Consider the following 19,885-nt stretch of genomic DNA (forward strand, 5'->3'; position numbering starts at 1 on the left):
CCTCCCCGGCCTCGGCCCCCGCCCCGGTCTCGGTTCCGGTCGGGGAAGTCCGGGAGGCCGGGGAGAGCGGGGAGGTCCGGAGGGCAGGGGACGGGGCCCCGGTGACGGGTGGGGTCCCCGCGTCGGGGGGAACCTTCGCGGGGGGCGGGTCGTCAGCGCCGGGACGCACCGAAGAATCCGTTCCCGAGCACCGTCTCGTGGTCCTCCCTGTGCTTGAGCAGGGCGCCCAGCGAGGCCGCCGCCAGGTCGGGGTCGAGCTCGCGGGCGCCGAGGGCGAGGAGCGCCTCGGTCCAGTCGAGGGTCTCGGCGATCCCCGGCGGCTTGATCAGATCGGCCTCGCGGAGCCGTCCCGTCGCCGTGGCCACCTGCTCGGCCAGGCTCCCCGAGCACTCGGGGAGCCGCCTGCGCAGGATCGCCACCTCCCTGTCGAAGGAGGGGTGCTCCAGCCAGTGGTAGAGGCAGCGCCGCTTCAGCGCGTCGTGCACCTCGCGGGTGCGGTTGGAGGTGAGCACGACCACCGGCGGCCGGGCGGCGCGGATGGTGCCGAGCTCGGGGACGGAGATCGCGAAGTCCGAGAGCACCTCCAGCAGGATCGCCTCGAACTCCACGTCGGCCCGGTCGACCTCGTCGATGAGCAGCACCGCGGGCTGGGTCTCGATCGCCTTCAGCAGCGGCCTGGCGATCAGGAACCTCCGGTCGTAGACCTCGCCCTCCAGCCGGGCGGCGTCGGTGACACCGCCCGCCTCCGCCGCCTTCAGGTGCAGCAGCTGGCGGGCGAAGTCCCAGTCGTAGAGCGCCTGGGAGGCGTCGAGCCCCTCGTAGCACTGCAGGCGGATCAGCGGCGCCCCGAGCACCTCGGCCAGGGTCCTGGCCAGCTCGGTCTTGCCGACTCCCGCCTCGCCTTCGAGCAGCAGCGGGCGGCCCATCCGCAGCGCGAGGAAGGCCGCCGTGACGAGCCCCGTACCGGCCAGGTACGACCGCTCGTCGAGCAGCTCCGCCAGCTGCGCGGGCGACTCCACATCAGATGCCTCGATTGTCCGCCTCACCACCACCTCAGGCTACGCCCGGCGGCCGGGTCCTCGTGTGATCACGCCGCCCCCGGATCCGGCAATCGCCGGGAACCCGGTGGCGCGCCGGTCACGCGGCGGGGGTTCGCCGAGATCTCGGAGACCGGCGAGCCGGAGGGCATACTGCCGCCCTCCCGGAAAGAAGTATTGTCACCCCCTGTGAAGAACCTGCTCGACCAGATCAACACCCCGTCCAGAGTCGTCGTGGTGGCGTTCCTGGCGGTGGTCCTCACCGGCACGGGGCTGCTGTCGCTGCCGGTCGCGGTCGAGGGGGACCAGAGCGCCTCGTGGACGTCGGCCCTGTTCACCGCCACCTCCGCGGTGTGCGTGACCGGGCTCGCCGTGCACGACACCGCGGCGCACTGGTCGTTCTTCGGCGAGATCGTGCTCCTGGTGCTGATGCAGATCGGCGGCTTCGGGATCATGACGCTCTCCTCGATCCTCGCGGTGGTCGTCTCCGGCAAGCTCGGCCTGCGCGCCCGTCTCAACACCCAGGCCGAGACCAAGACCCTCGGTCCCGGCGACGTGCGGCGGGTGATCGTGGGGGTCGCCAAGGTCACGCTGGTCGCCGAGGCGCTGACCGCCGCGGTGCTCGCCGCCCGCTTCGTGATCGGGTACGGGGAACCGGTCGGCCGCGCCGTCTATTACGGGATTTTTCATGCGATCTCGGCGTTCACCAATGCCGGGTTCGCGCTCTGGCCCGACAGCATGATGCGGTTCGTCACCGATCCGTGGATCTGTCTCCCGCTCATCCTGGCGGTGGTCGCCGGAGGGCTCGGCTTCCCCGTCTACGCCGTGCTGCGGCAGAACTGGCGCCGCCCGGCCCGCTGGACGCTGCACGCCAAGATCACGCTGGGCATGACCGCCGTCCTGCTGTTCGGCGGGGCGGTGGCCGTCACCGTCACCGAGTGGAACAACCCCGGCACGATGGGCGGCCTCTCCCCCGGACTGCGGATCATGGCCGGGTTCTTCCACAGCGCGATGACCCGGAGCGGTGGCCTGAACTCCGTGGACACCTCCCAGATGAGCGAGAACTCCTGGCTGATCAGCGACGTGCTGATGTTCATCGGGGCGGGCAGCGCGAGCACCGGCGGCGGCATCAAGGTGACGACGTTCGCGCTCCTCGGGTTCGTGATCATCGCCGAGCTGCGCGGCGAGCCCGACGTCTCGGCGGGCCGCCGCCGCATCCCCGAGCAGCTCCAGCGGCAGGCGCTGACGATCGCCCTGCTGAGCGTGGCGTCGGTCGCCGTGGGCACGTTCGCGCTGATGACGGTGACCCCGTTCAAGCTGGACCGCGTACTCTTCGAGGTGATCTCGGCCTTCGGCACGGTGGGGCTGTCGACCGGGATCACCGCCGACGTCGGCACCATGGGGCACCTGATCCTGACCCTCCTGATGTTCGTCGGGCGGCTCGGCCCGGTGACCCTCGGCGCCGCGCTGGCGCTGCACGTCCAGACCCGTCGGTTCCGATACCCGGAGGAGCGTCCCCTCGTTGGTTGACAAGAGAGACCGCGGCGACGCGGTCGTGGTGATCGGTCTCGGCCGGTTCGGCGGCGCGCTCGCGGTGGAGCTGGTGGGCCGCGACGTCGAGGTGCTCGGCGTCGACAGCGACGCCAAGAACGTGCAGCAGTTCTCCGGGCGGCTCACCCACGTGGTGTGCGCCGACTCCACCGATCCCGACGCGCTCGACCAGCTGGGCATCGGCGAGTTCGGCCGGGCCGTGGTCGGCATCGGGACCGACATCGAGGCGAGCATCCTGACCACCTCGATCCTGGCCGACCTGGGGGTGGCCGACATCTGGGCCAAGTCGATCAGCCTGCAGCACAGCCGGATCCTGCAGCGGGTCGGCGCGCACCACGTGGTGCAGCCCGAGCACGACATGGGCGAGCGGGTCGCGCACCTGGTCACCGGGCGGATGCTCGACTACGTGGAGGTCGACGAGGACTACGCCATGATCAAGACCATGGCGCCCCGGTGGGCGGACGGCAAGAGCCTGGGCGCCCTGGGCGTCCGCAGCAAGTACGGGGTCACCGTGGTCGGGGTCAAGAAACCCGGCGGCAAGTTCACGTACGCCACCTCGGAGACGGTGATCCAGAGCGGCGACACCCTGCTCGTGGCGGGCGACACCGACAAGGCCGAGCGGTTCGCCGAGGAGACCTGAGCGCGGGATCCCGGCCCCGGCCCCGGGCGCTCACGCGGCGGCGGCTCGATCACCGGCGGGCCCGGTTCGTCCGGCGCGGGCCGGAATCCGGCCCCTGGGCCCTCGTCCGGCGCCGTCCGGCGCGGAGCCGGGATCCGGGCCCCGGGCCCTCGTACGGCGGCTCAGCGGGTCTCCGACGCCTCTCCGCGCTCCCTGATGAGGGCGGCGAGCTCGCGGACCTGGCGGACCGTGCGGTCCTTCTCCGACCCCTGCAGGCCCATCGCGCCGACCGTGGCCCCGTCGGTGAAGTCGATCTTCGCCCAGGGCTCGTGGTCGACGAGGGTGACCCCCAGCACCTCGGGCCACTCGTAGCGGTGCGTCCGCAGCGGGTTGACGACGGTGACGCCCTCCTCGTCGGCCTCCACCCGGACCCGCCCCAGCAGGTGCAGGACCCAGGCGACCACCCCGCCCAGCCCGATCATCGCGATCCTGTCGGCCAGGGTGAACGGCTCGGACAGGAAGACCGCCATCAGCACCGCGCCGAACATGATCAGGCCCGCGAAGCCGTAGGCCGCGATCCGCCCCTTCCTGGGCCGCCACACGACGGGCAGCGGGGGCGGGGAGACGCTCTCCGGGCTCACTCTCAGATCACGATCCTTCGGGAAACCACCGGTCGGAACGGCTGTGACGGCTGGTCACGGTGCCGAGGGAAACCTACCGCACGGCCCCGCCGGGCCGATCACGAGGCACGGCGGGGCGGTCCCGCGAGGCGGGACTAGGAGCGGAGTTCCCGCAGCAGCAGCGCCGTCCCCAGGGCGGCGACGGTGGCCTCGTAGCCCTTGTCCTCGTGGCTGCCGGGCAGCCCCGCCCTGTCGAGGGCCTGGTCGAGGGACTCGCAGGTCAGCACGCCGTTGCCGACCGGGACCTCCTCGTCGAGGGAGACCCGGGTCAGGCCCGAGGTGACGGAGTCGCACACGTAGTCGAAGTGGGGGGTCTCACCGCGGATCACGACCCCGAGGGCGACGACCGCGTCGTACTTCCTGGCCAGGGCCTGCGCCACGACCGGGATCTCCAGCGACCCGGCCACCCGCACCACGGTCACCTCCGCGCCGCTGTCGCCCCCGGCCCGCTCGGCCCGCGCCACGAGCTGATCGGTGATCTTCTCGTGCCAGCGGGCCGCGACGACGCCGACGGTCAGCCCCCTCGCCTCGACGGCCCCGGCCACCGGCCGCCCCTCGCCGCTCACGCGATCACCCCGCGCCCGCTCGCCCGGCCTGCTCGTTCGCTCATGCTTCTTCTTCCCTGGGAATCTCGTGGCCGAGGCGGTCGCGCTTGGCCGACAGGTATTTCTCGTTGTACGGGTTCATCGCCACCGGCATGGGCTCGCGGCCGAGCACCTTGATGCCGTAGCCGTCCATGCCGCGCAGCTTGGCCGGGTTGTTGGTGAGCAGCCGGATCGACTTCACGCCCAGGTCGGCGAGAATCTGCCCGGCGTTGGAGAACTCCCGGGCGTCCACCGGCAGCCCGAGCTCCAGGTTGGCGTCGACGGTGTCGCTGCCGGCGTCCTGCAGGCTGTACGCCCTCAGCTTGGCCAGCAGGCCGATCCCGCGTCCCTCGTGCCCGCGCAGGTAGACGACCACGCCCCGCCCCTCCTCGGCGATCCGTGCCATGGCGTGGTCGAGCTGCACCCCGCAGTCGCACCGCAGCGACCCGAGCACGTCGCCGGTCAGGCACTCGGAGTGCGCCCGGACCATGACATTCTCGCCGTCGTCGATGTCGCCGAGGACGAGGGCCAGGTGCTCGCCGCCGTCCAGCGCGCTCGCGAAGCCGTAGGCCCGCCACTCGCCGTACCTGTTCGGCAGCCGCGTCTCGGCAACCCTGGTCACCATCCGCTCGGTCCTGCGCCTGAACTCGACCAGCTGCTCGATCGAGACGAGCGCGAGGTCGTGCTCGTCGCAGAAGTCGCGCAGCTCCGGCAGCCGCATCATGGTGCCGTCGTCGTTGACGACCTCGGCGAGCACGCCCGCCTCGCTCAGCCCGGCGAGCCTGGCGAGGTCCACGGACGCCTCGGTGTGGCCGCGCCGGGCTAGGACGCCGCCCTCGCGGTAGCGGAGCGGGAAGACGTGCCCCGGCCGCACCAGCTCAGACGGCTCGGTCGCGGAGTCGGCCAGGGCGCGGATCGTGCGGGCCCTGTCGGCGGCGGAGATGCCGGTGCTCACCCCGTCCCTGGCGTCCACGCTGATCGTGTACGCGGTGCGCAGGCGCTCCTTGTTGTCGTAGACCATCAGCGGCAGGCCGAGCCGGTCGAGGTCCTCGCCGCGCATCGGCACGCAGACCACGCCGCTGCTGTGCCGGATGGTGAAGGCGAGCAGCTCAGGGGTGGCCTTGGACGCGGCGAAGATGATGTCGCCCTCGTTCTCGCGGTTCTCGTCGTCGACGACCACGACGGCCCTGCCCTCGCGGATGTCGGCGATCGCCCGCTCGACCGGGTCCAGCTTGATCACGGGGTCTCCTCGGTGGGGGGCACGGCCTGCGGCCGCCGCTCCTTGGGCCGGTCGCCGAATCCGGCCGGTGTCTCCGGCACCTCCGGCCGGGTCTCGCCGCGGGCTCCCGGTCCCGGCGGCCTCGGGTTCTGTTTGGAGGTGGTTCACGGCCTTTCCACCTGCCCTGCCTGCTCTGCCTGCTCTGTCGTGGTGTACGCGCCGACGAGTTTCTCCACGTGCTTGGCGATCACGTCGACCTCCAGGTTCACCGGGTCGCCCGGCCGCTTCGCGCCGAGGGTGGTCAGGCCGAGGGTGGTGGGGATCAGGCTGACCGCGAAGCCGCCGGAGCCCACGCCCATGACGGTCAGGCTGATGCCGTCGACCGCGATCGAGCCCTTCTCGACCACGTAGCGGTCGAGCTCCGGCGGGAGGGAGATCCGCACGACCTCCCAGTGCTCGGCGGGCTCCCGCGAGAGCAGGACACCCGTCCCGTCCACGTGGCCCTGCACGATGTGCCCGCCCAGCCGCTGGTCGGCGCGGACCGCGCGCTCCAGGTTGACCGGGGAGCCGGGGCCCAGCGCGCCGAGGGAGCTGCGGTCGAGGGTCTCCTTCATCACGTCGGCGGTGAACACCTCGCCCTCGACGTCCACCACGGTCAGGCAGACGCCGTTGACGGCGATCGAGTCACCGTGCCCGGCGTCCGAGGTGACCGTCTTGCCGCGGATCGACAGCCGGGCCGCGTCGCTCAGCGGCTCGATCCCGGCGATCTCTCCCAGTTCTTCGACGATTCCGGTGAACATTCACAGCTCCTTCTGGGGGACCGCCCGGACGGCCGGGCACGGGAAGGTCGTCCGGGGTCCGGAGGTACGGGATCCGGACGTGCGGGACCCGGAGGTACGGGGTCCGGAGGCGCGGAGCCCGGAGGCGCGGAGCCCGGAGGCGCGGAGCCCGGACGGCAGGGATCCGGGCGCGCGGGATCCGGACATGCGGGATCCGGGCGTACGGGATCCGGGCGTGCGGGATCCGGGCGTGCGGAGCCCGGACAGGCGGGGTCGGGAAGGGCGTGCCTCCGGGAGGCGGGGCGCGCCGGAAAAGAGGCCGAAAAAGGGGGATATGGGGAATAAAGGGGATATGTCGCCACGTCGGGGCCGGACACGGCCGGACGGGGAACGTAGGTAACACGAAAAACGGCAGGGGCCGACGGCGCCGCGCCCGTGAGGGGCGCGCCCGGCCACTTGGCGCGTCCGCGCCGGATCAGTCACCCGAGGTCTCCTACTCGCCAGTAGCTTTTTGCCACGGCGGGCCCCGGGGGATCAACGGGTGCATACACCCGATCAGCGGAGGGTGCCCGAAGACACTCTCCGCTCGCGCGCTTCCTCCCATCCGGACTTTAACCGTCGGTCCTGGAGTTTCACCAGGTCAACCGGTCGATGGCTTCGACCGGGTCGCGGACTGTAACCGCCGGCTCGGAATTTCACCGACCCCGGAGCACGCTGCTCTGCTTCTTGTTCTCGCGGAGGGCGCACCGCGGGCGATTCGCCCTCCACTACCACTACCAGTGTGCCATGTCCGGAAAACCGGGCGGCACACCTTCCATGATGTGGAACGACCGAGCACTTGGTGCACTCACGCCGCCATGGTTACGCCGCCGCGGTTACCCAGTGGTCACGCGACGGTCATGCCGCGCGCTCGGCCACCGCCCTGCGCGCCCTCCGCGCGTCCGGGGAGTAGCGCACCGGCTCGGGCACCAGGCCGATCCCGGTCTGCAGGGTCCGCAGGGAGGCCGTCGCCCACAGGTCGCCCAGCGGGGTCGCGGGCAGGCCGTACAGCCTGCGGGCCCAGCGCGGCAGGGTCGCGAAGGCGAGCACGGTGAGCATGGGGAACATCGGCTTGAGCGGGGTGAGGCGGGCCGGGAGCGGCGCGTTGAGCGACCGCAGGAGCGGGTGGGCCACCTCGGGGACGAAGTAGAGGCCGGGGCGGCGGGCCCGGATGTAGTCGTCCATCTCGCCGACCGAGCCGGGCACGTCCTCGGCGCGCAGGCCGACCACCTCGGCCGCGCGGCGCCACTCGGCGACGAACCTGTCGGCCTCCTCGTCCGTCAGCCGCACCCCGGCGCGCCGGGCGACCGACAGGTAGGAGTCGACCTCGCCGACGTGGACCCAGAGCAGCGCGTCGGGGTCGTCGAGGCGGAACCGCTCGCCGGTGTCGAGGTCGAGGGCGGTGAGGCTCGCGTGGATCTTCCTCACCCTGGCCCCGGCGCGGGCGACCTCCTCGGTCGTGCCGTAGATGCGCACCCGGACGAACTCGGTGGTGCGCACGAAGCGGGACCAGGCCTCGGCCGGGTCCATCAGCGCGGAGTTCTGCGCGACCCCGCGCATCGCCCGGGGGTGCAGGCCCTGCATGAGCAGCGCGCGGAAGCCCGCGACGAGCAGGATCCGCTCGCCCATAACCTTCCAGGTCACCGAATCGGGTCCGAACAGGCCGTGATCCATGCTCTACACCTCCCGGCCTCGCGGCAAGAGGAGGGTTACCCCGCGAAGCGGCCCGGCACACCCCGTGTCTTGAGCCTGTAACACTGTATCGGGCTTGTGACACAAGCAGGTCCATACCCGGACAAAGCCGTCACGGACACGTCATGAATGTGTCACAAATCCGTGAAAACCGGCCTTCGGGAGCCCTATCTTCCCACGTCACCCCCTATCCACGTCAACGGAATTGCAGCCACAAACAGGTGGACGTTATACAACAAAAAAATGAGTAATGACCAGCCCATTGATTGTCATGGGCGGCTTTGCAATGGTTCCAGGGATCCCGCTCAGTCATGCTCGTTGGGAGCCCCCGCACGATGACCATCCCTGCACCAGCCACGACCACGACCGGGGAGGTACTGGCGGCGAAGACACCGGAGACGGTGGGCCGCTCCCCCGGGCAGCTGATGTGGCTGCGCTTCCGGCGTGACCGTACCGGCATCGCCTCGGCCGTGGTGGTGATCTTCTTCTTCCTGGTCGCGCTCCTCGCGCCGGTCATCGCCTGGCTGTACGGCAAGGACCCCTACGTCCTGTACGGCCAGGACACGCCGGGCCTGCTGAACGACTACGGCTACCCGATCCTGCCCAACGGCGGCATCAGCTCGGAGTTCTGGTTCGGCATCGAGCCCGGCCTGGGCCGTGACGTGTTCACCCAGCTCGTCTACGGGATCAGGACCTCCCTGTCGATCGCGGTGACCGCGACGATCATCGCGACGGCGATCGGCATCGTGATGGGCATCGTCGCCGGGTACGCCGGGGGCAAGACCGACTACTTCATCGGCCGCCTGATCGACATCGTCCTGTCGTTCCCCTCGGTGCTCTTCATCATCGCGTTCATGCCGGTCGTGGAGAACCTGTTCGTCAGGCCGGACGAGGAGACGCCGATCTGGCTGCGGGCGGTCACCCTCGTGATCGCGCTGACGGTGTTCCAGTGGGCCGGCCTCGCCCGCCTGCTGCGCGGCCAGGTGCTCTCCCTGCGCGAGCGGGAGTTCGTCGAGGCCGCGAAGGTCACCGGAGCCTCCCCCGCCAGGATCGTCTTCAAGGAACTGCTGCCGAACCTCTGGACCCCGATCCTGATCCAGTCGACGCTGCTGCTCCCCGCGCTGGTGACGGCGGAGGCGGCGCTGTCCTTCCTGGGCGTCGGCATGATCGAGCCCATTCCCGACTGGGGCCGCATGTTCCGCCGCGGCACCGAGATCTACCAGAACGACATCACCTACCTGATCTTCCCCGGTGTCGCCCTCCTGATCTTCGTGATCGCGTTCAACCTCCTGGGTGACTCGGTTCGCGATGCCTTCGACCCCAAGCTCAAGCGCTAGTTCGGAAATAGGAGAAAGATGAAAGTCCGTACGCGGTCAGCGATGGCCGTACTCGCCATAGGCGCACTCGCACTCACCGGTGCCTGCGCCCAGGGCAACCAGGGCGCGCCCGCGGCCCCCAGCGGCGCGTCCGGCGCGCCCAGCGAGGGAGCTCCCGCCGCCGCCCCGTCCTACAAGCCGCCGACGATCACCGTCGGCACGGCCGACGACTCCAAGGGCCCGGCGATCGAGCCCGAGGGCGTCGTCAAGGGCGGCACCGTCACGATGATCGACCGTGACGACATCGGCCACCTCGACCCCGCCCAGGTCTACGTCAACACGATGTCGAACTTCGGCCTGCTCATCGGCCGTACCCTGACCGGCTACAAGCGCGTCGGCCCCGGCGACTACAAGCTGGTCGGCGACCTCGCCACCGACTCGGGCACCTCCTCCGAGGGCGGCAAGACCTGGACCTTCACCCTCAAGGACGGCGTGAAGTGGGAGGACGGCACCCCGATCACGTCCGAGGACGTGAAGTGGAGCATGGAGCGGACGTTCGCCTCGTTCGTCACCCAGGGCCCGACCTACATCCAGCAGTGGCTGACCGAGGTCGACCACAAGAAGGCCTACCAGGGCCCGTACGACGGCAAGCGCCTTGACAGCATCGAGACGCCGGACGACAAGACGATCGTCTACAAGTTCAAGTCCCCGCACGCCGACGCCAACTACGCCTTCGCCATGGGCGGCTACGGCATCGTGCCGAAGGAGAAGGACACCAAGGAGCAGTACGACAAGAAGCCCGTCTCCAGCGGCCCGTACATCATCAAGAGCCACGTCGTCGACAAGTCGATGGAGCTGGCGCGCAACCCCAACTGGGACCCCGCCACCGACCCGATCCGCGGCGCCTACCCCGACGCCTGGCGTCTGGAGTTCGGCCAGGAGAACCTGCAGATCACCGACCGCCTGATCGCCGACACCGGCCCGGACCAGACCGCGTTCACCTTCTACGCGACCGTCCCGCCGGAGCGTCTGCAGCAGGTGCTCGGCGACGCCAGCCTGGCCCCCCGCCTGATGAAGAGCCCCTCGCCGTACGGCAACTACTACTACTTCAACCTTGACCGGGTGAAGGACCCCAAGATCCGCCAGGCCATCAACCACGCGTGGCCGTCCAAGCAGATCCAGCAGGTCTACGGCGGCCCGGCCGCGGCGGCGCTGCCCACCACGATCCTGAACGAGAACACCACGGTCGGCTACGAGTCCTACGACCTGTTCGGCAAGGAGACCAAGCCCGAGGGCGACGTCGAGAAGGCCAAGCAGCTGCTCGCCGAGTCGACCAACCCGACGCCGACCATCGTCTACGCCTACAACCAGACGCCGCTCCAGGAGCAGATCACCGTCGTGATCAAGAACGCCCTGGAGAAGACCGGCATCAAGGTCGTGGCCAAGCCCCTGGACCGTAAGACCTACTACGACTCCATCGGCAAGGTGAAGAACGAGTTCGACCTGTACTGGGGTGGCTGGGGCGCCGACTGGCCGTCCGGCACGACGGTCCTGCCCGTCATCTTCGGCCCGATCGCCGACGGTGCGCCGAACTACTCGCACCTGAAGGACGAGGCCGTCACCAAGGAGATGGAGGAGATCACCGCCCTCACCGACATCGACGCCCAGAACAAGGCGTGGATGGCGCTGGACAAGAAGATCCAGGAGACGATCACCCCGCTGGTCGTCGCCGAGAACCGGATCGCCAACACCCTCCACGGCTCCAAGGTCGGTGGCGCCGAGATCGACCCGCAGTCATGGGTCGTCTCGCCCAACAGCATCTTCGTGAAGCAGTAACGGCTCACGAAACCGTAGGAGAACCGACGGCCGTGGCCCGGCGGGGATGACGACATCCTCGCCGGGCCACGGCCAGGGGCCTCACCGGCCCCAGCGGTCCCAGCCACCTCGGGAAAACAGGCAATGCTTCCATTCATCACTCGCCGCATGCTCGGCGCCGCGGTCACACTCGTGATCATCTCCGCGGTCACGTTCTTCCTCTTCTTCGCCGTGCCCGCCGACCCGGCGAGACTCGCCTGCGGCAAGGTCTGCCCGCCGGAGCTGCTGGAGCAGGCGCGGCACAACCTGGGACTGGATCAGCCCCTGTTCGCCCAGTTCGTGGCCTGGCTGGCCGGAATCTTCGTCGGCCGCGACTACGGGGGCCTGGGCGACTGTCCCGCCCCCTGCCTCGGCTTCTCCTTCGTCAACCGCGCGCCGGTGTTCGAGACGATCCTGGACCGGCTCCCGCTGACCATCTCGCTCACCATCGGGGCCGCGGTCGTCTTCCTCACCTTCGGCGTGGCCACCGGCATCATCGCGGCGCTCCGGCAGGGCAAGCCGCTGGACAAGATCGCCAGCGTGTCGTCCCTCATCGGCGCCTCCGTGCAGATCTACTTCATCGGCACCCTCGCCCTGTACTTCCTCGTCTACCAGAACCAGATCTTCTGGCGTCCCAAGTACGTGGAGTTCACCCAGGACCCGGTCGGCTGGGCCACCGGCCTGCTGCTGCCGTGGCTGGTGCTGGCGATCATCTTCACCGCCAACTACACCCGCATGACCCGCTCGACGATGGTGGAGCAGCTCAGCGAGGACTACGTGCGCACCGCGCGGGCCAAGGGCATGTCCGGCCGCAGCGTCGTGATGCGCTTCGCGATGCGCGGCACGCTGACGCCCATCATCACGATCTTCGGTGTGGACCTCGGCGCGCTGATCGGCGGCGCGATCATCACCGAGCAGACCTTCGGCCTCCAGGGGCTCGGCCAGCTGTCGGTCAAGGCGGTCACCAACTCCGACCTGCCCATGCTGATGGCGACGGTGCTCGTCGCGGCCGCCGCGATCGTCGTCTTCAACATCGTCGTCGACATCATGTACGCCTTCATCGACCCCCGCGTGCGGCTGAGCTAGGAGCCTTGAAGAAAGTGTCAACTCCGTTCCTCTCGGTCCGTGACCTGACCGTCGACTTCCACACCGAGGACGGCGTCGTCCACGCGGTGGACGGGCTCTCCTTCGACGTGGAGAAGGGCACCACGCTGGGCATCGTCGGCGAGTCCGGCTCGGGCAAGTCGGTGACCAACCTGACCGTGCTCGGCCTGCACAACCCGGAGACCACCAAGATCGGCGGGGAGATCCGGCTGGACGGCGAGGAGCTGATCGGCGCCTCCCGGTCCACCATGGAGAAGCTCCGCGGCAACAAGGTCGCGATGATCTTCCAGGACCCGCTGACCTCGCTCTCCCCGTACCACACCATCGGCAAGCAGATCTCCGAGGTCTACCGCAAGCACACCGGCGCGAGCCGCTCCGAGGCCAGGGACCGCGCGATCGAGATGCTGACGCGGGTCGGCATCCCCCAGCCGAAGACGAGGGTGGACGACTACCCCCACCAGTTCTCCGGCGGCATGCGGCAGCGCGCGATGATCGCGATGGCGCTGGTGTGCGACCCGGACCTGCTGATCGCCGACGAGCCCACCACCGCCCTGGACGTCACCGTGCAGGCCCAGATCCTGGACCTGCTCAAGGAGCTCCAGGACCAGACGGGGGCCTCGATCATCCTGATCACCCACGACCTCGGCGTGGTCGCCAACACCGCGCACGACGTGCTGGTGATGTACGCCGGGCGGGCGGTCGAGCGCGGGACCGTCAGGGAGGTCCTCCACGAGCCCCGCCACCCCTACACCTGGGGTCTGCTCGCCTCCATGCCCCGCCTGAACGCCCCGGTGGACGTGCCTCTCCGGCCGGTCCGCGGCACCCCGCCGAGCCTGATCAACGTCCCGTCCGGCTGCCCCTTCCACCCCCGGTGCGACTTCATGGAGCTGGCCGGTCCCGGGCTGTGCCGCTCCGAGCGGCCCGAACTGTCCCCGCACCGCGGCCACGGCGACGCGTGCTACCTGACCCTCGCCCAGAAGAGGGAGATCCAAAAGTGAGCGAGACAACCGGTGAACCCCGCGGCGAGGCGCTGCTGGAGCTGTCCGGCCTGAAGAAGCACTTCCCGGTGATGGGCGGTGTCATCTTCAAGCACCAGGTCGGCAAGGTCCACGCGGTGGACGGCATCGACCTGACCGTGCACGCCGGTGAGACGCTCGGCCTGGTCGGCGAGTCCGGCTGCGGCAAGTCCACCGCCGGGCGGCTCGCCTCCCGGCTGCTGGAGCCCACCGCGGGCAGCATCAAGTACGCCGGGCGGGAGATCGGCCACGCCAAGCGCAGGGAGCTGAAGCCGATCCGGGCCGAGATCCAGATGATCTTCCAGGACCCGTACTCGTCGCTGAACCCCCGGCACACGGTGGGCACCATCGTCGGCGGCCCGATGGAGATCAACGGCATCAACCCCCCGGGCGGCAGGGACAACCGGGTGCGGGAGCTCCTGGAGATCGTCGGGCTCAACCCCGAGCACTTCAACCGCTTCCCGCACGAGTTCTCCGGCGGTCAGCGGCAGCGCATCGGGGTGGCCCGCGCGCTCTCCCTGAACCCCAAGCTGATCATCGCGGACGAGCCGGTCTCCGCCCTCGACGTCTCCATCCAGGCGCAGGTCGTCAACCTGCTCCAGCAGCTCCAGCGGGACATGGGCATCGCGTTCCTGTTCATCGCGCACGACCTCGCGATCGTGCGGCACTTCTCCCAGCGGGTCGCGGTCATGTATCTCGGCAAGATCGTCGAGGTCGCCGACCGCGCCTCCCTGTACGAGCGCCCCCGCCACCCCTACACCCACGCGCTGCTGTCGGCGGTGCCCGAGGTGCTGGAGGACGGGGAGCCGCGCGAACGCATCCGCCTGGCCGGGGACGTGCCCTCCCCGATCAACCCGCCGTCCGGCTGCCGCTTCCGCACCCGCTGCTGGAAGGCCCAGGACAAGTGCGCGACCGAGGAGCCCCCGCTGGTCAGGCTGGAGGGGAACAAGGAGGGTCACCTGACCGCCTGCCACTTCCCCGAGCAGCCGACCGTGCACGGCCAGGACGTGGTGCTGGACCCGGCCCTGCAGGGCTGACCGCGCCGCCCCTTCCCCGGTTCCCCCGGTCTTCGTTCCCCTGCCTCCGTCTCCCGTCGTCCCGGCAGCGTCCCGGTCCGCCGTGGCCGATCACGGCCTCCCGAGGATCGCGGCGGGGCTCGGCGGGCCTCGGTGGATCTCGGTGGATTTCGGGGGGCCTCGGTGGATTTCGGACGGCGAAGGGCGGGCCCCACGTGGGGCCCGCCCTTCGTCGGTCGGCCGCTCTCACGGCCGGACGGCTGGTCCCGCCCGGAGAACCGCCCCCCACCGGCCGGCCGGTTCTCCGGTTGTCCAGTTTCTTCGGGTCAGCCGGTTCTTCGGGTTTTTCCGGTTTTTTCGGGTTTTTCGGTCGGCCGGTCAGCGCCCGGTGGCCAGGGCGCGCAGGGCGTCGACCGCGCGGGCCGGGTCCTCGGCGCCGTAGACGGCGTTGCCCGCCACGAAGACGTCGGCGCCCGCCTCCGCGCAGCGCTCGATCGTCGCGTCGGAGACGCCGCCGTCCACCTGGAGCCACACCTGGCCGCCGTGCCGGTCGACGAGCTCGCGGGTCCTGCGGATCTTGGGCAGCACCATGTCGAGGAACCTCTGCCCGCCGAACCCGGGGTCGACGGTCATCAGCAGCAGCATGTCGAGCTCGCCGAGCAGGTCCTCGTACGGCTCGACGGGGGTGGCGGGGTTCAGTGCCAGGCCCGCGCGGGCGCCTGCCTGACGGATCTGGCGCAGCGTGCGGACCGGGGCCTTGGCCGCCTCCACGTGGACGGTGACGCTCCCGGCCCCGGCCTCGGCGTACGAGGGGGCCCAGCGATCCGGGTCTTCGATCATGAGGTGGCAGTCGAGTGGCGTCGAGGTCGCCTTGAGCAGGGACTCGACGACCGGCAGCCCGAGGGTCAGGTTGGGCACGAAGTGGTTGTCCATGACGTCCACGTGCAGCCAGTCGGCGTTGGGCACCGCCGCGGCCGCCTCGGCGAGGCGGGCGAAGTCGGCGGACAGGATGCTGGGCGAGATCTGTACGGCCATGATTGGCCGATTCTAGCGGCGAGGGCCCGCCACCCGTCCGCCCCGTAGGGCGAAGCCCGGCCACCGTCCGTCGCCCCTGCGGGACCGAAGCCCGGCCGCCGTCCGTCGTCCCTGTGGGCCAAGCCCGGACCCCGCTCGTCCGGATCGAGACGAGCCTGCGGTATCCGATCCGCTGGTACGACGAGGACCGTCTGCTGGTGTGGCGCCGCCACGGCGAGGGGCACGCGGCGAGCGTGATGGACCTCCACGGCCGGATCCTCACCGACCTGGCCAGGGACGGCTCCGCCGGCCGGGACGGGATGAGACTTCTCTACATCCCCCGGCCGCGCTGACGGCCGGGGTCGCCTCGAATCATCGTGGGGAGGCGGGCGGAACGGGCGGCGGCTCGTCCCGTCCGTCGCTCCCGTCGCTCCCGCGGGTCTCTCCCGGGGGCGATGGGGGGTCGTCCGGCCTGTTCACCTCGGCCTTGAAGACCCGCAGGGAGCGGCCCACCGATCTGTCCACGCCGGGCAGCCTCGCGGAGCCGAACAGCAGGACGAACACCGCCACGATGATGAGCAGCTCGGACAGTCCCAGGTCGGCCATGGGACGCTCTCCTTTCGACGGGGTCTCCCCTGCCAAACCCCGGCCCCCGGGCCCAGACCCCGGGACCCGGAAGCCCGGAACCGAGGCGGGCCAGAGGCACGGCGGCGCGGGCCGCGCGGGTCAGATGTCGACCCGGACGCGGTACCTCTCCAGCCAGGCGTTGAACTGCAGCAGCCCCTCCAGCGACGCCCGGGTGCCCGAAGGCCCACCGGCCGACTCGGGCCGGTCGATCAGGCCCCGTACCTTCGCCGGGTCGATCAGCGACGCGGCGGCCATGTTCCCGTCGGCGATCAGCCGGGAGGCCTCCGCGCGGACGGCCTCCTCGTAGGAGGGGTCCTGCGTCGAGGGGTAGGGGCTCTTGCGGCGCCCGACGACCGAGGGCGGCAGGACGTCCGCGGCGGCGGCGCGCAGCAGGCTCTTCTCCTGCCCGTCGAAGGTCTTCATCGCCCAGGGGGCGTTGAAGACGTACTCCACCAGCCGGTGGTCGCAGAACGGCACCCGGACCTCCAGCCCGACGGCCATGCTCATCCGGTCCTTGCGGTCCAGCAGGATCTGCACGAACCGGGTGAGGTGCAGGTACGAGATCTCCCGCATGCGCCGCTCCAGGCCCTCCTCGCCGGGCAGCCGGGGCACCTCGTCGATCGCCTGCCGGTAGCTGTCCGCGCGGTAGCCGGGAATGTCCAGCTTGTGGGTCAGGTCCTCGTCGAGGAGGGCCCCCACCCCGGCGAACCGCCCGAACCCGGGAGACACCAGCCACGGGAAGGTGTCGGCGGCGACCGCCTCGGGGTCGAAGAACCACCGGTAGCCGCCGAAGACCTCGTCGGCCGACTCGCCGGACAGCGCCACCGTGGAACGGCCCCGGATGGCGCGGAACAGCAGGTAGAGGGAGGTGTCCATGTCCCCGATGCCGATCGGCAGGTCACGCGCCCTCAGGACCGCGGCGCGCACCGCGGGGTCCATGAGGTCGGAGGAGTCCAGGACGATGTCGGTGTGGTCGGCGCCGATGTGCCGTACGACGTCGTGCACGTACGGCGTGTCGGGAGTGTCGCGCATCTCGTCGGGCTTGAAGTTCTCGCTGTACCCGGTGAAGTCGACGGAGAACGACCGGACCTTCCCGGCCCCCTGGTCCTCCAGGCCGAGCGCGGCGAGCGCCGTGACGGTGCTGGAGTCGAGGCCGCCGGAGAGCAGGGTGCACAGCGGCACGTCGGAGATGAGCTGGCGGGTGACGATGTCGTCCAGCAGCTCCCTCACCGTCCCGACGGTGGTGGCGAGATCGTCGGGATGCTCGTGGGACTCCAGCCGCCAGTAGGGACGGCGGCACAGGAAGTCGCGGGTCACCCGGACGGTGTGGCCGGGGCGGACCTCGTACATGCCCTGGTAGACGGCGCGTTCCGGGGTCTTGACGAAGGCGATCAGCTCGCGCAGGCCGTCCGCGTCGACCGTGGGCGTCGCGATGACGGGGTTGGCGAGGATCGCCTTGGGCTCGGAGCCGAACAGCACGCCGTTCGGCAGCGGGTAGTAGTACAGCGGCTTGATGCCCATCCGGTCCCGGACGAGCAGCAACTCCTCGCGGCGGGTGTCCCAGATCCCGAAGGCGAACATGCCGTTCAGCCGTTCGGCGAGACCCTCGCCCCATTCGACGTAGGCCCGCAGCAGGACCTCGGTGTCACTCTGGGTGAGGAAGCGATGACCGCGAGCGGCCAGGTCCGCGCGCAGCTCGACGAAGTTGTAGATCTCGCCGCTGTAGGTGAGGACGGCGAGCGGTTGCCCGTCCTCGTCGGCGATCATCGGCTGGCGCCCGCCCTCGATGTCGATGATGGCCAGACGCCGGTGCCCCATCGCGGCGTGCGGGGCGATCCACAGCCCCTCGTCGTCGGGTCCCCGGCAGGCCATGGTGTCGGTCATGGCCTGCGCGGTGGCCCGTGACTCCCGGAGATCGCGCTCGAAGTCCACCCATCCACAGATTCCGCACATCTGGACACCCCCGTGTCCCGTCGGAAGCAGTTATATCCAGTCGAACAGCGCGCGGCGCCCATATATGCCCAGGTCGTACGTCCTGAGCTGCGACGATGCCCTCTGGCGCCCCCTGGCGCCCCCCGGCCGCCTCGTTCAGCGGCGGCGCAGCAGGGCCAGGAACATGGCGTCGGTGCCGTGCCGGTGCGGCCAGAACCGCGCGTACGGCCCCTCGCCCAGCCCCTCCACCTCGGGGAGGTAGTCGCGGGCGTCCAGCGCCTCGACGTCGTCGCGGCGGCGCAGGAGGTCGCCGACCACGGTGACGGTCTCGGCCAGGTGCGGCGAGCAGGTCACGTACGCGACGACGCCGCCGGGCCGGACCGCGTCGATCGCCGAGTCGAGCAGGGCGCGCTGGAGCCTGCCCAGCTCGGGGAGGCTCCGGGGGTCGCGGCGCCAGCGGGCCTCGGGGCGGCGGCGCAGCGCGCCCAGGCCGGTGCAGGGGGCGTCGAGCATGACCCGGTCGAAGGACCCCGGCCGCCAGGCGGGCGCGGTGCCGTCCGCGGTGATCACCGCGGCCTGCCGGGTCGTCTGCCACACCAGCCGCGCCCGGTGGTACTGCAGCTCGGCGGCGAGCAGCCGCGCCCCGCCGGGAAAGGCCACCGGCCCGGCGCCCGACCCGGAACCCACGCCCGAGATCGGGACCGCGCCCGAAGCCGTACCCACGACCGGACCCGCGCCTGACACCGTGCCCGCGGCCGAGGCGGGCGCCGCGGCCGATACGGGCTCACCGGCACCGGCACCGGCACCGGCACCGGCACCGGAGCCGGGACCGGGGCCGCCCAGGGCCGCCTCGTCGCCGCGGGTCGCGATGGCGTCGAGCAGGCCCGCCTTGCCCCCGGGACCCGCGCACAGGTCGAGCCAGCGGGAGTCGGAGCCCTCCACCGGGACCCGCGTCAGGGCCAGCGCGACGAGCTGGCTGGCCTCGTCCTGGACGGCCGCGCGCGACTCGGCCACGGCGAGGACCGCCCCGGGGTCGCCCTCGGACAGGTAGGCCGCGTACGGGGAGTATCTGGCGGGTTCGGCGCCCGCGTCGAGGAGCTCCTTCACCGACGAGCGGCCGGGACGGGCGACCAGGGTCACCTTGGGACGCTCGTTGTCGGCCGCGAGCAGGGCGGCCGTCTCGTCGAAGTCTCCGCCCACGGCGTCGCGCAGGGCGTCGACGATCCACCTGGGGTGGCTGTGCGCCACCGCCAGGTGCCCCACCGGGTCGGCGGCCGGGTCGGGCGCCACGATCGGGATCCACTGCTCCAGCGAGCGGGTGGAGACCTTGCGCAGCACGGCGTTGGCGTACTTGGAGGCGCCGATGCCCACCCGCAGCCGCACCAGGTCGACCGTGGTGCCGACGGCGGCGTGCGGGGGGACCCGCGTCTTGAGCAGCTGGTGCACGCCCAGGCGGACGGCGTCGAGCAGCGGCGGGTCGACGTCCTCCGGCGCCCGGTCGCTGCAGGCCGCGATGATCTCGTCGTAGGTGCCGAGGCCGCGCAGGGTGCCGTAGGCCAGCTCGGTGGCCAGCCCCGCGTCGCGCCCCGACAGGCGGCGCTCGCGCAGCAGCGCGGGCATCAGCAGGTTGGCGTAGGCGTCGCGCTCGTCGACGGCGCGCATCAGGTCGTACGCGGCGTTGCGCGCCTCGTCGCGGACCGGCTTGGGCGGGCGTCCGCCCCTGCCCCCGCCCCCGGCGCCGCGCGGGCGGTTCGCCGAGCCGCGGCTTCCGCCGCGCGGGACGTTACGGCCGTTACCACTGCTCAT

General features: G+C 70.9%; 18 protein-coding genes and 1 riboswitch. Of the genes, 8 read left to right on the top strand and 10 right to left on the bottom strand.

Going from position 1 to position 19,885, the window contains the following annotated elements; genetic code table 11:
* Window positions 1-152: 152 nt before the first annotated feature.
* Window positions 153-1,049 (bottom strand): AAA family ATPase, encoded by an 897-nt coding sequence (locus tag ABT053_RS31705; protein WP_350973972.1) that lies wholly within the window; start codon window positions 1,047-1,049, stop codon window positions 153-155.
* Window positions 1,050-1,226: 177 nt separating this feature from the next.
* Here ABT053_RS31705 and ABT053_RS31710 point away from each other — a divergent pair, with 177 nt between their 5' ends.
* Together ABT053_RS31710 and ABT053_RS31715 are read left to right on the top strand one after the other, a co-directional pair.
* A complete protein-coding gene (locus ABT053_RS31710; protein ID WP_350973974.1) occupies window positions 1,227-2,567 on the top strand; it encodes a TrkH family potassium uptake protein in 1,341 nt (446 codons plus the stop codon).
* Complete coding sequence (locus ABT053_RS31715; RefSeq protein WP_350973975.1) at window positions 2,560-3,228, top strand: potassium channel family protein; 669 nt, start codon at window positions 2,560-2,562, stop codon at window positions 3,226-3,228. Before ABT053_RS31710 ends, ABT053_RS31715 begins: the two co-directional genes overlap by 8 nt.
* A 161-nt stretch (window positions 3,229-3,389) precedes the next feature.
* Here the strand turns inward: ABT053_RS31715 and ABT053_RS31720 are convergent, their stop codons facing one another.
* From ABT053_RS31720 to ABT053_RS31740, 5 genes are all read right to left on the bottom strand, one after another.
* Window positions 3,390-3,848, bottom strand: a complete 459-nt coding sequence (locus ABT053_RS31720; RefSeq protein WP_350973977.1) for a PH domain-containing protein — start codon at window positions 3,846-3,848, stop codon at window positions 3,390-3,392.
* A 134-nt stretch (window positions 3,849-3,982) separates the two neighbouring features.
* Entirely contained in the window at window positions 3,983-4,453 is a 471-nt protein-coding gene (ribH, locus tag ABT053_RS31725) for a 6,7-dimethyl-8-ribityllumazine synthase (RefSeq protein WP_350973978.1), read from the bottom strand.
* Between the two features lie 40 nt (window positions 4,454-4,493).
* A complete protein-coding gene (locus ABT053_RS31730) occupies window positions 4,494-5,711 on the bottom strand; it encodes a bifunctional 3,4-dihydroxy-2-butanone-4-phosphate synthase/GTP cyclohydrolase II (protein WP_350973980.1) in 1,218 nt (405 codons plus the stop codon).
* 143 nt (window positions 5,712-5,854) lie between these two features.
* The gene (locus tag ABT053_RS31735) at window positions 5,855-6,490 is read right to left on the bottom strand and encodes a riboflavin synthase (RefSeq protein WP_350973982.1); all 636 of its coding nucleotides are present in this window, start codon (window positions 6,488-6,490) and stop codon (window positions 5,855-5,857) included.
* Between the two features lie 565 nt (window positions 6,491-7,055).
* Window positions 7,056-7,186: riboswitch (FMN riboswitch) on the bottom strand.
* Window positions 7,187-7,366: 180 nt separating this feature from the next.
* Window positions 7,367-8,182, bottom strand: a complete 816-nt coding sequence (locus ABT053_RS31740; protein ID WP_350973984.1) for an oxygenase MpaB family protein — start codon at window positions 8,180-8,182, stop codon at window positions 7,367-7,369.
* Window positions 8,183-8,535: 353 nt separating this feature from the next.
* Between ABT053_RS31740 and ABT053_RS31745 the strand changes: the two genes are divergently transcribed.
* The 5 genes from ABT053_RS31745 to ABT053_RS31765 all read left to right on the top strand — a co-directional run bounded on the left by ABT053_RS31745 (window position 8,536) and on the right by ABT053_RS31765 (window position 14,527).
* Window positions 8,536-9,537 (top strand): ABC transporter permease, encoded by a 1,002-nt coding sequence (locus tag ABT053_RS31745; RefSeq protein ID WP_350973987.1) that lies wholly within the window; start codon window positions 8,536-8,538, stop codon window positions 9,535-9,537.
* A gap of 18 nt (window positions 9,538-9,555) precedes the next feature.
* Complete coding sequence (locus tag ABT053_RS31750) at window positions 9,556-11,352, top strand: ABC transporter substrate-binding protein (RefSeq protein ID WP_350973989.1); 1,797 nt, start codon at window positions 9,556-9,558, stop codon at window positions 11,350-11,352.
* 123 nt (window positions 11,353-11,475) lie between these two features.
* Entirely contained in the window at window positions 11,476-12,456 is a 981-nt protein-coding gene (locus ABT053_RS31755; protein ID WP_350973991.1) for an ABC transporter permease, read from the top strand.
* Window positions 12,457-12,470: 14 nt separating this feature from the next.
* Window positions 12,471-13,472, top strand: coding sequence for an ABC transporter ATP-binding protein (locus tag ABT053_RS31760; RefSeq protein WP_350973993.1), 1,002 nt, complete (start codon window positions 12,471-12,473; stop codon window positions 13,470-13,472).
* Between the two features lie 71 nt (window positions 13,473-13,543).
* Complete coding sequence (locus ABT053_RS31765) at window positions 13,544-14,527, top strand: ABC transporter ATP-binding protein (protein ID WP_350974132.1); 984 nt, start codon at window positions 13,544-13,546, stop codon at window positions 14,525-14,527.
* Window positions 14,528-14,884: 357 nt separating this feature from the next.
* On the opposite strand, the gene rpe is transcribed toward ABT053_RS31765, so the two are convergent.
* Window positions 14,885-15,541, bottom strand: a complete 657-nt coding sequence (gene rpe / locus ABT053_RS31770; RefSeq protein ID WP_350973995.1) for a ribulose-phosphate 3-epimerase — start codon at window positions 15,539-15,541, stop codon at window positions 14,885-14,887.
* Window positions 15,542-15,654: 113 nt separating this feature from the next.
* Between rpe and ABT053_RS31775 the strand changes: the two genes are divergently transcribed.
* Window positions 15,655-15,873, top strand: coding sequence for a hypothetical protein (locus tag ABT053_RS31775; protein ID WP_350973997.1), 219 nt, complete (start codon window positions 15,655-15,657; stop codon window positions 15,871-15,873).
* A gap of 19 nt (window positions 15,874-15,892) precedes the next feature.
* Here the strand turns inward: ABT053_RS31775 and ABT053_RS31780 are convergent, their stop codons facing one another.
* The 3 genes from ABT053_RS31780 to ABT053_RS31790 all read right to left on the bottom strand — a co-directional run bounded on the left by ABT053_RS31780 (window position 15,893) and on the right by ABT053_RS31790 (window position 19,885).
* Window positions 15,893-16,126, bottom strand: coding sequence for a twin-arginine translocase TatA/TatE family subunit (locus tag ABT053_RS31780; RefSeq protein WP_350973999.1), 234 nt, complete (start codon window positions 16,124-16,126; stop codon window positions 15,893-15,895).
* A 120-nt stretch (window positions 16,127-16,246) separates the two neighbouring features.
* Window positions 16,247-18,100 carry an asparagine synthase (glutamine-hydrolyzing) gene (gene asnB, locus ABT053_RS31785; protein ID WP_350974001.1) on the bottom strand — a complete coding sequence of 618 codons (1,854 nt, stop codon included), beginning with the start codon at window positions 18,098-18,100 and terminating at the stop codon, window positions 16,247-16,249.
* A gap of 135 nt (window positions 18,101-18,235) precedes the next feature.
* Window positions 18,236-19,885, bottom strand: a complete 1,650-nt coding sequence (locus ABT053_RS31790) for an RsmB/NOP family class I SAM-dependent RNA methyltransferase (protein WP_350974003.1) — start codon at window positions 19,883-19,885, stop codon at window positions 18,236-18,238.

The organism is Streptosporangium sp. NPDC002524, from assembly GCF_040295985.1.
In the GTDB taxonomy this organism is placed as follows: Bacteria; Actinomycetota; Actinomycetes; order Streptosporangiales; family Streptosporangiaceae; genus Streptosporangium.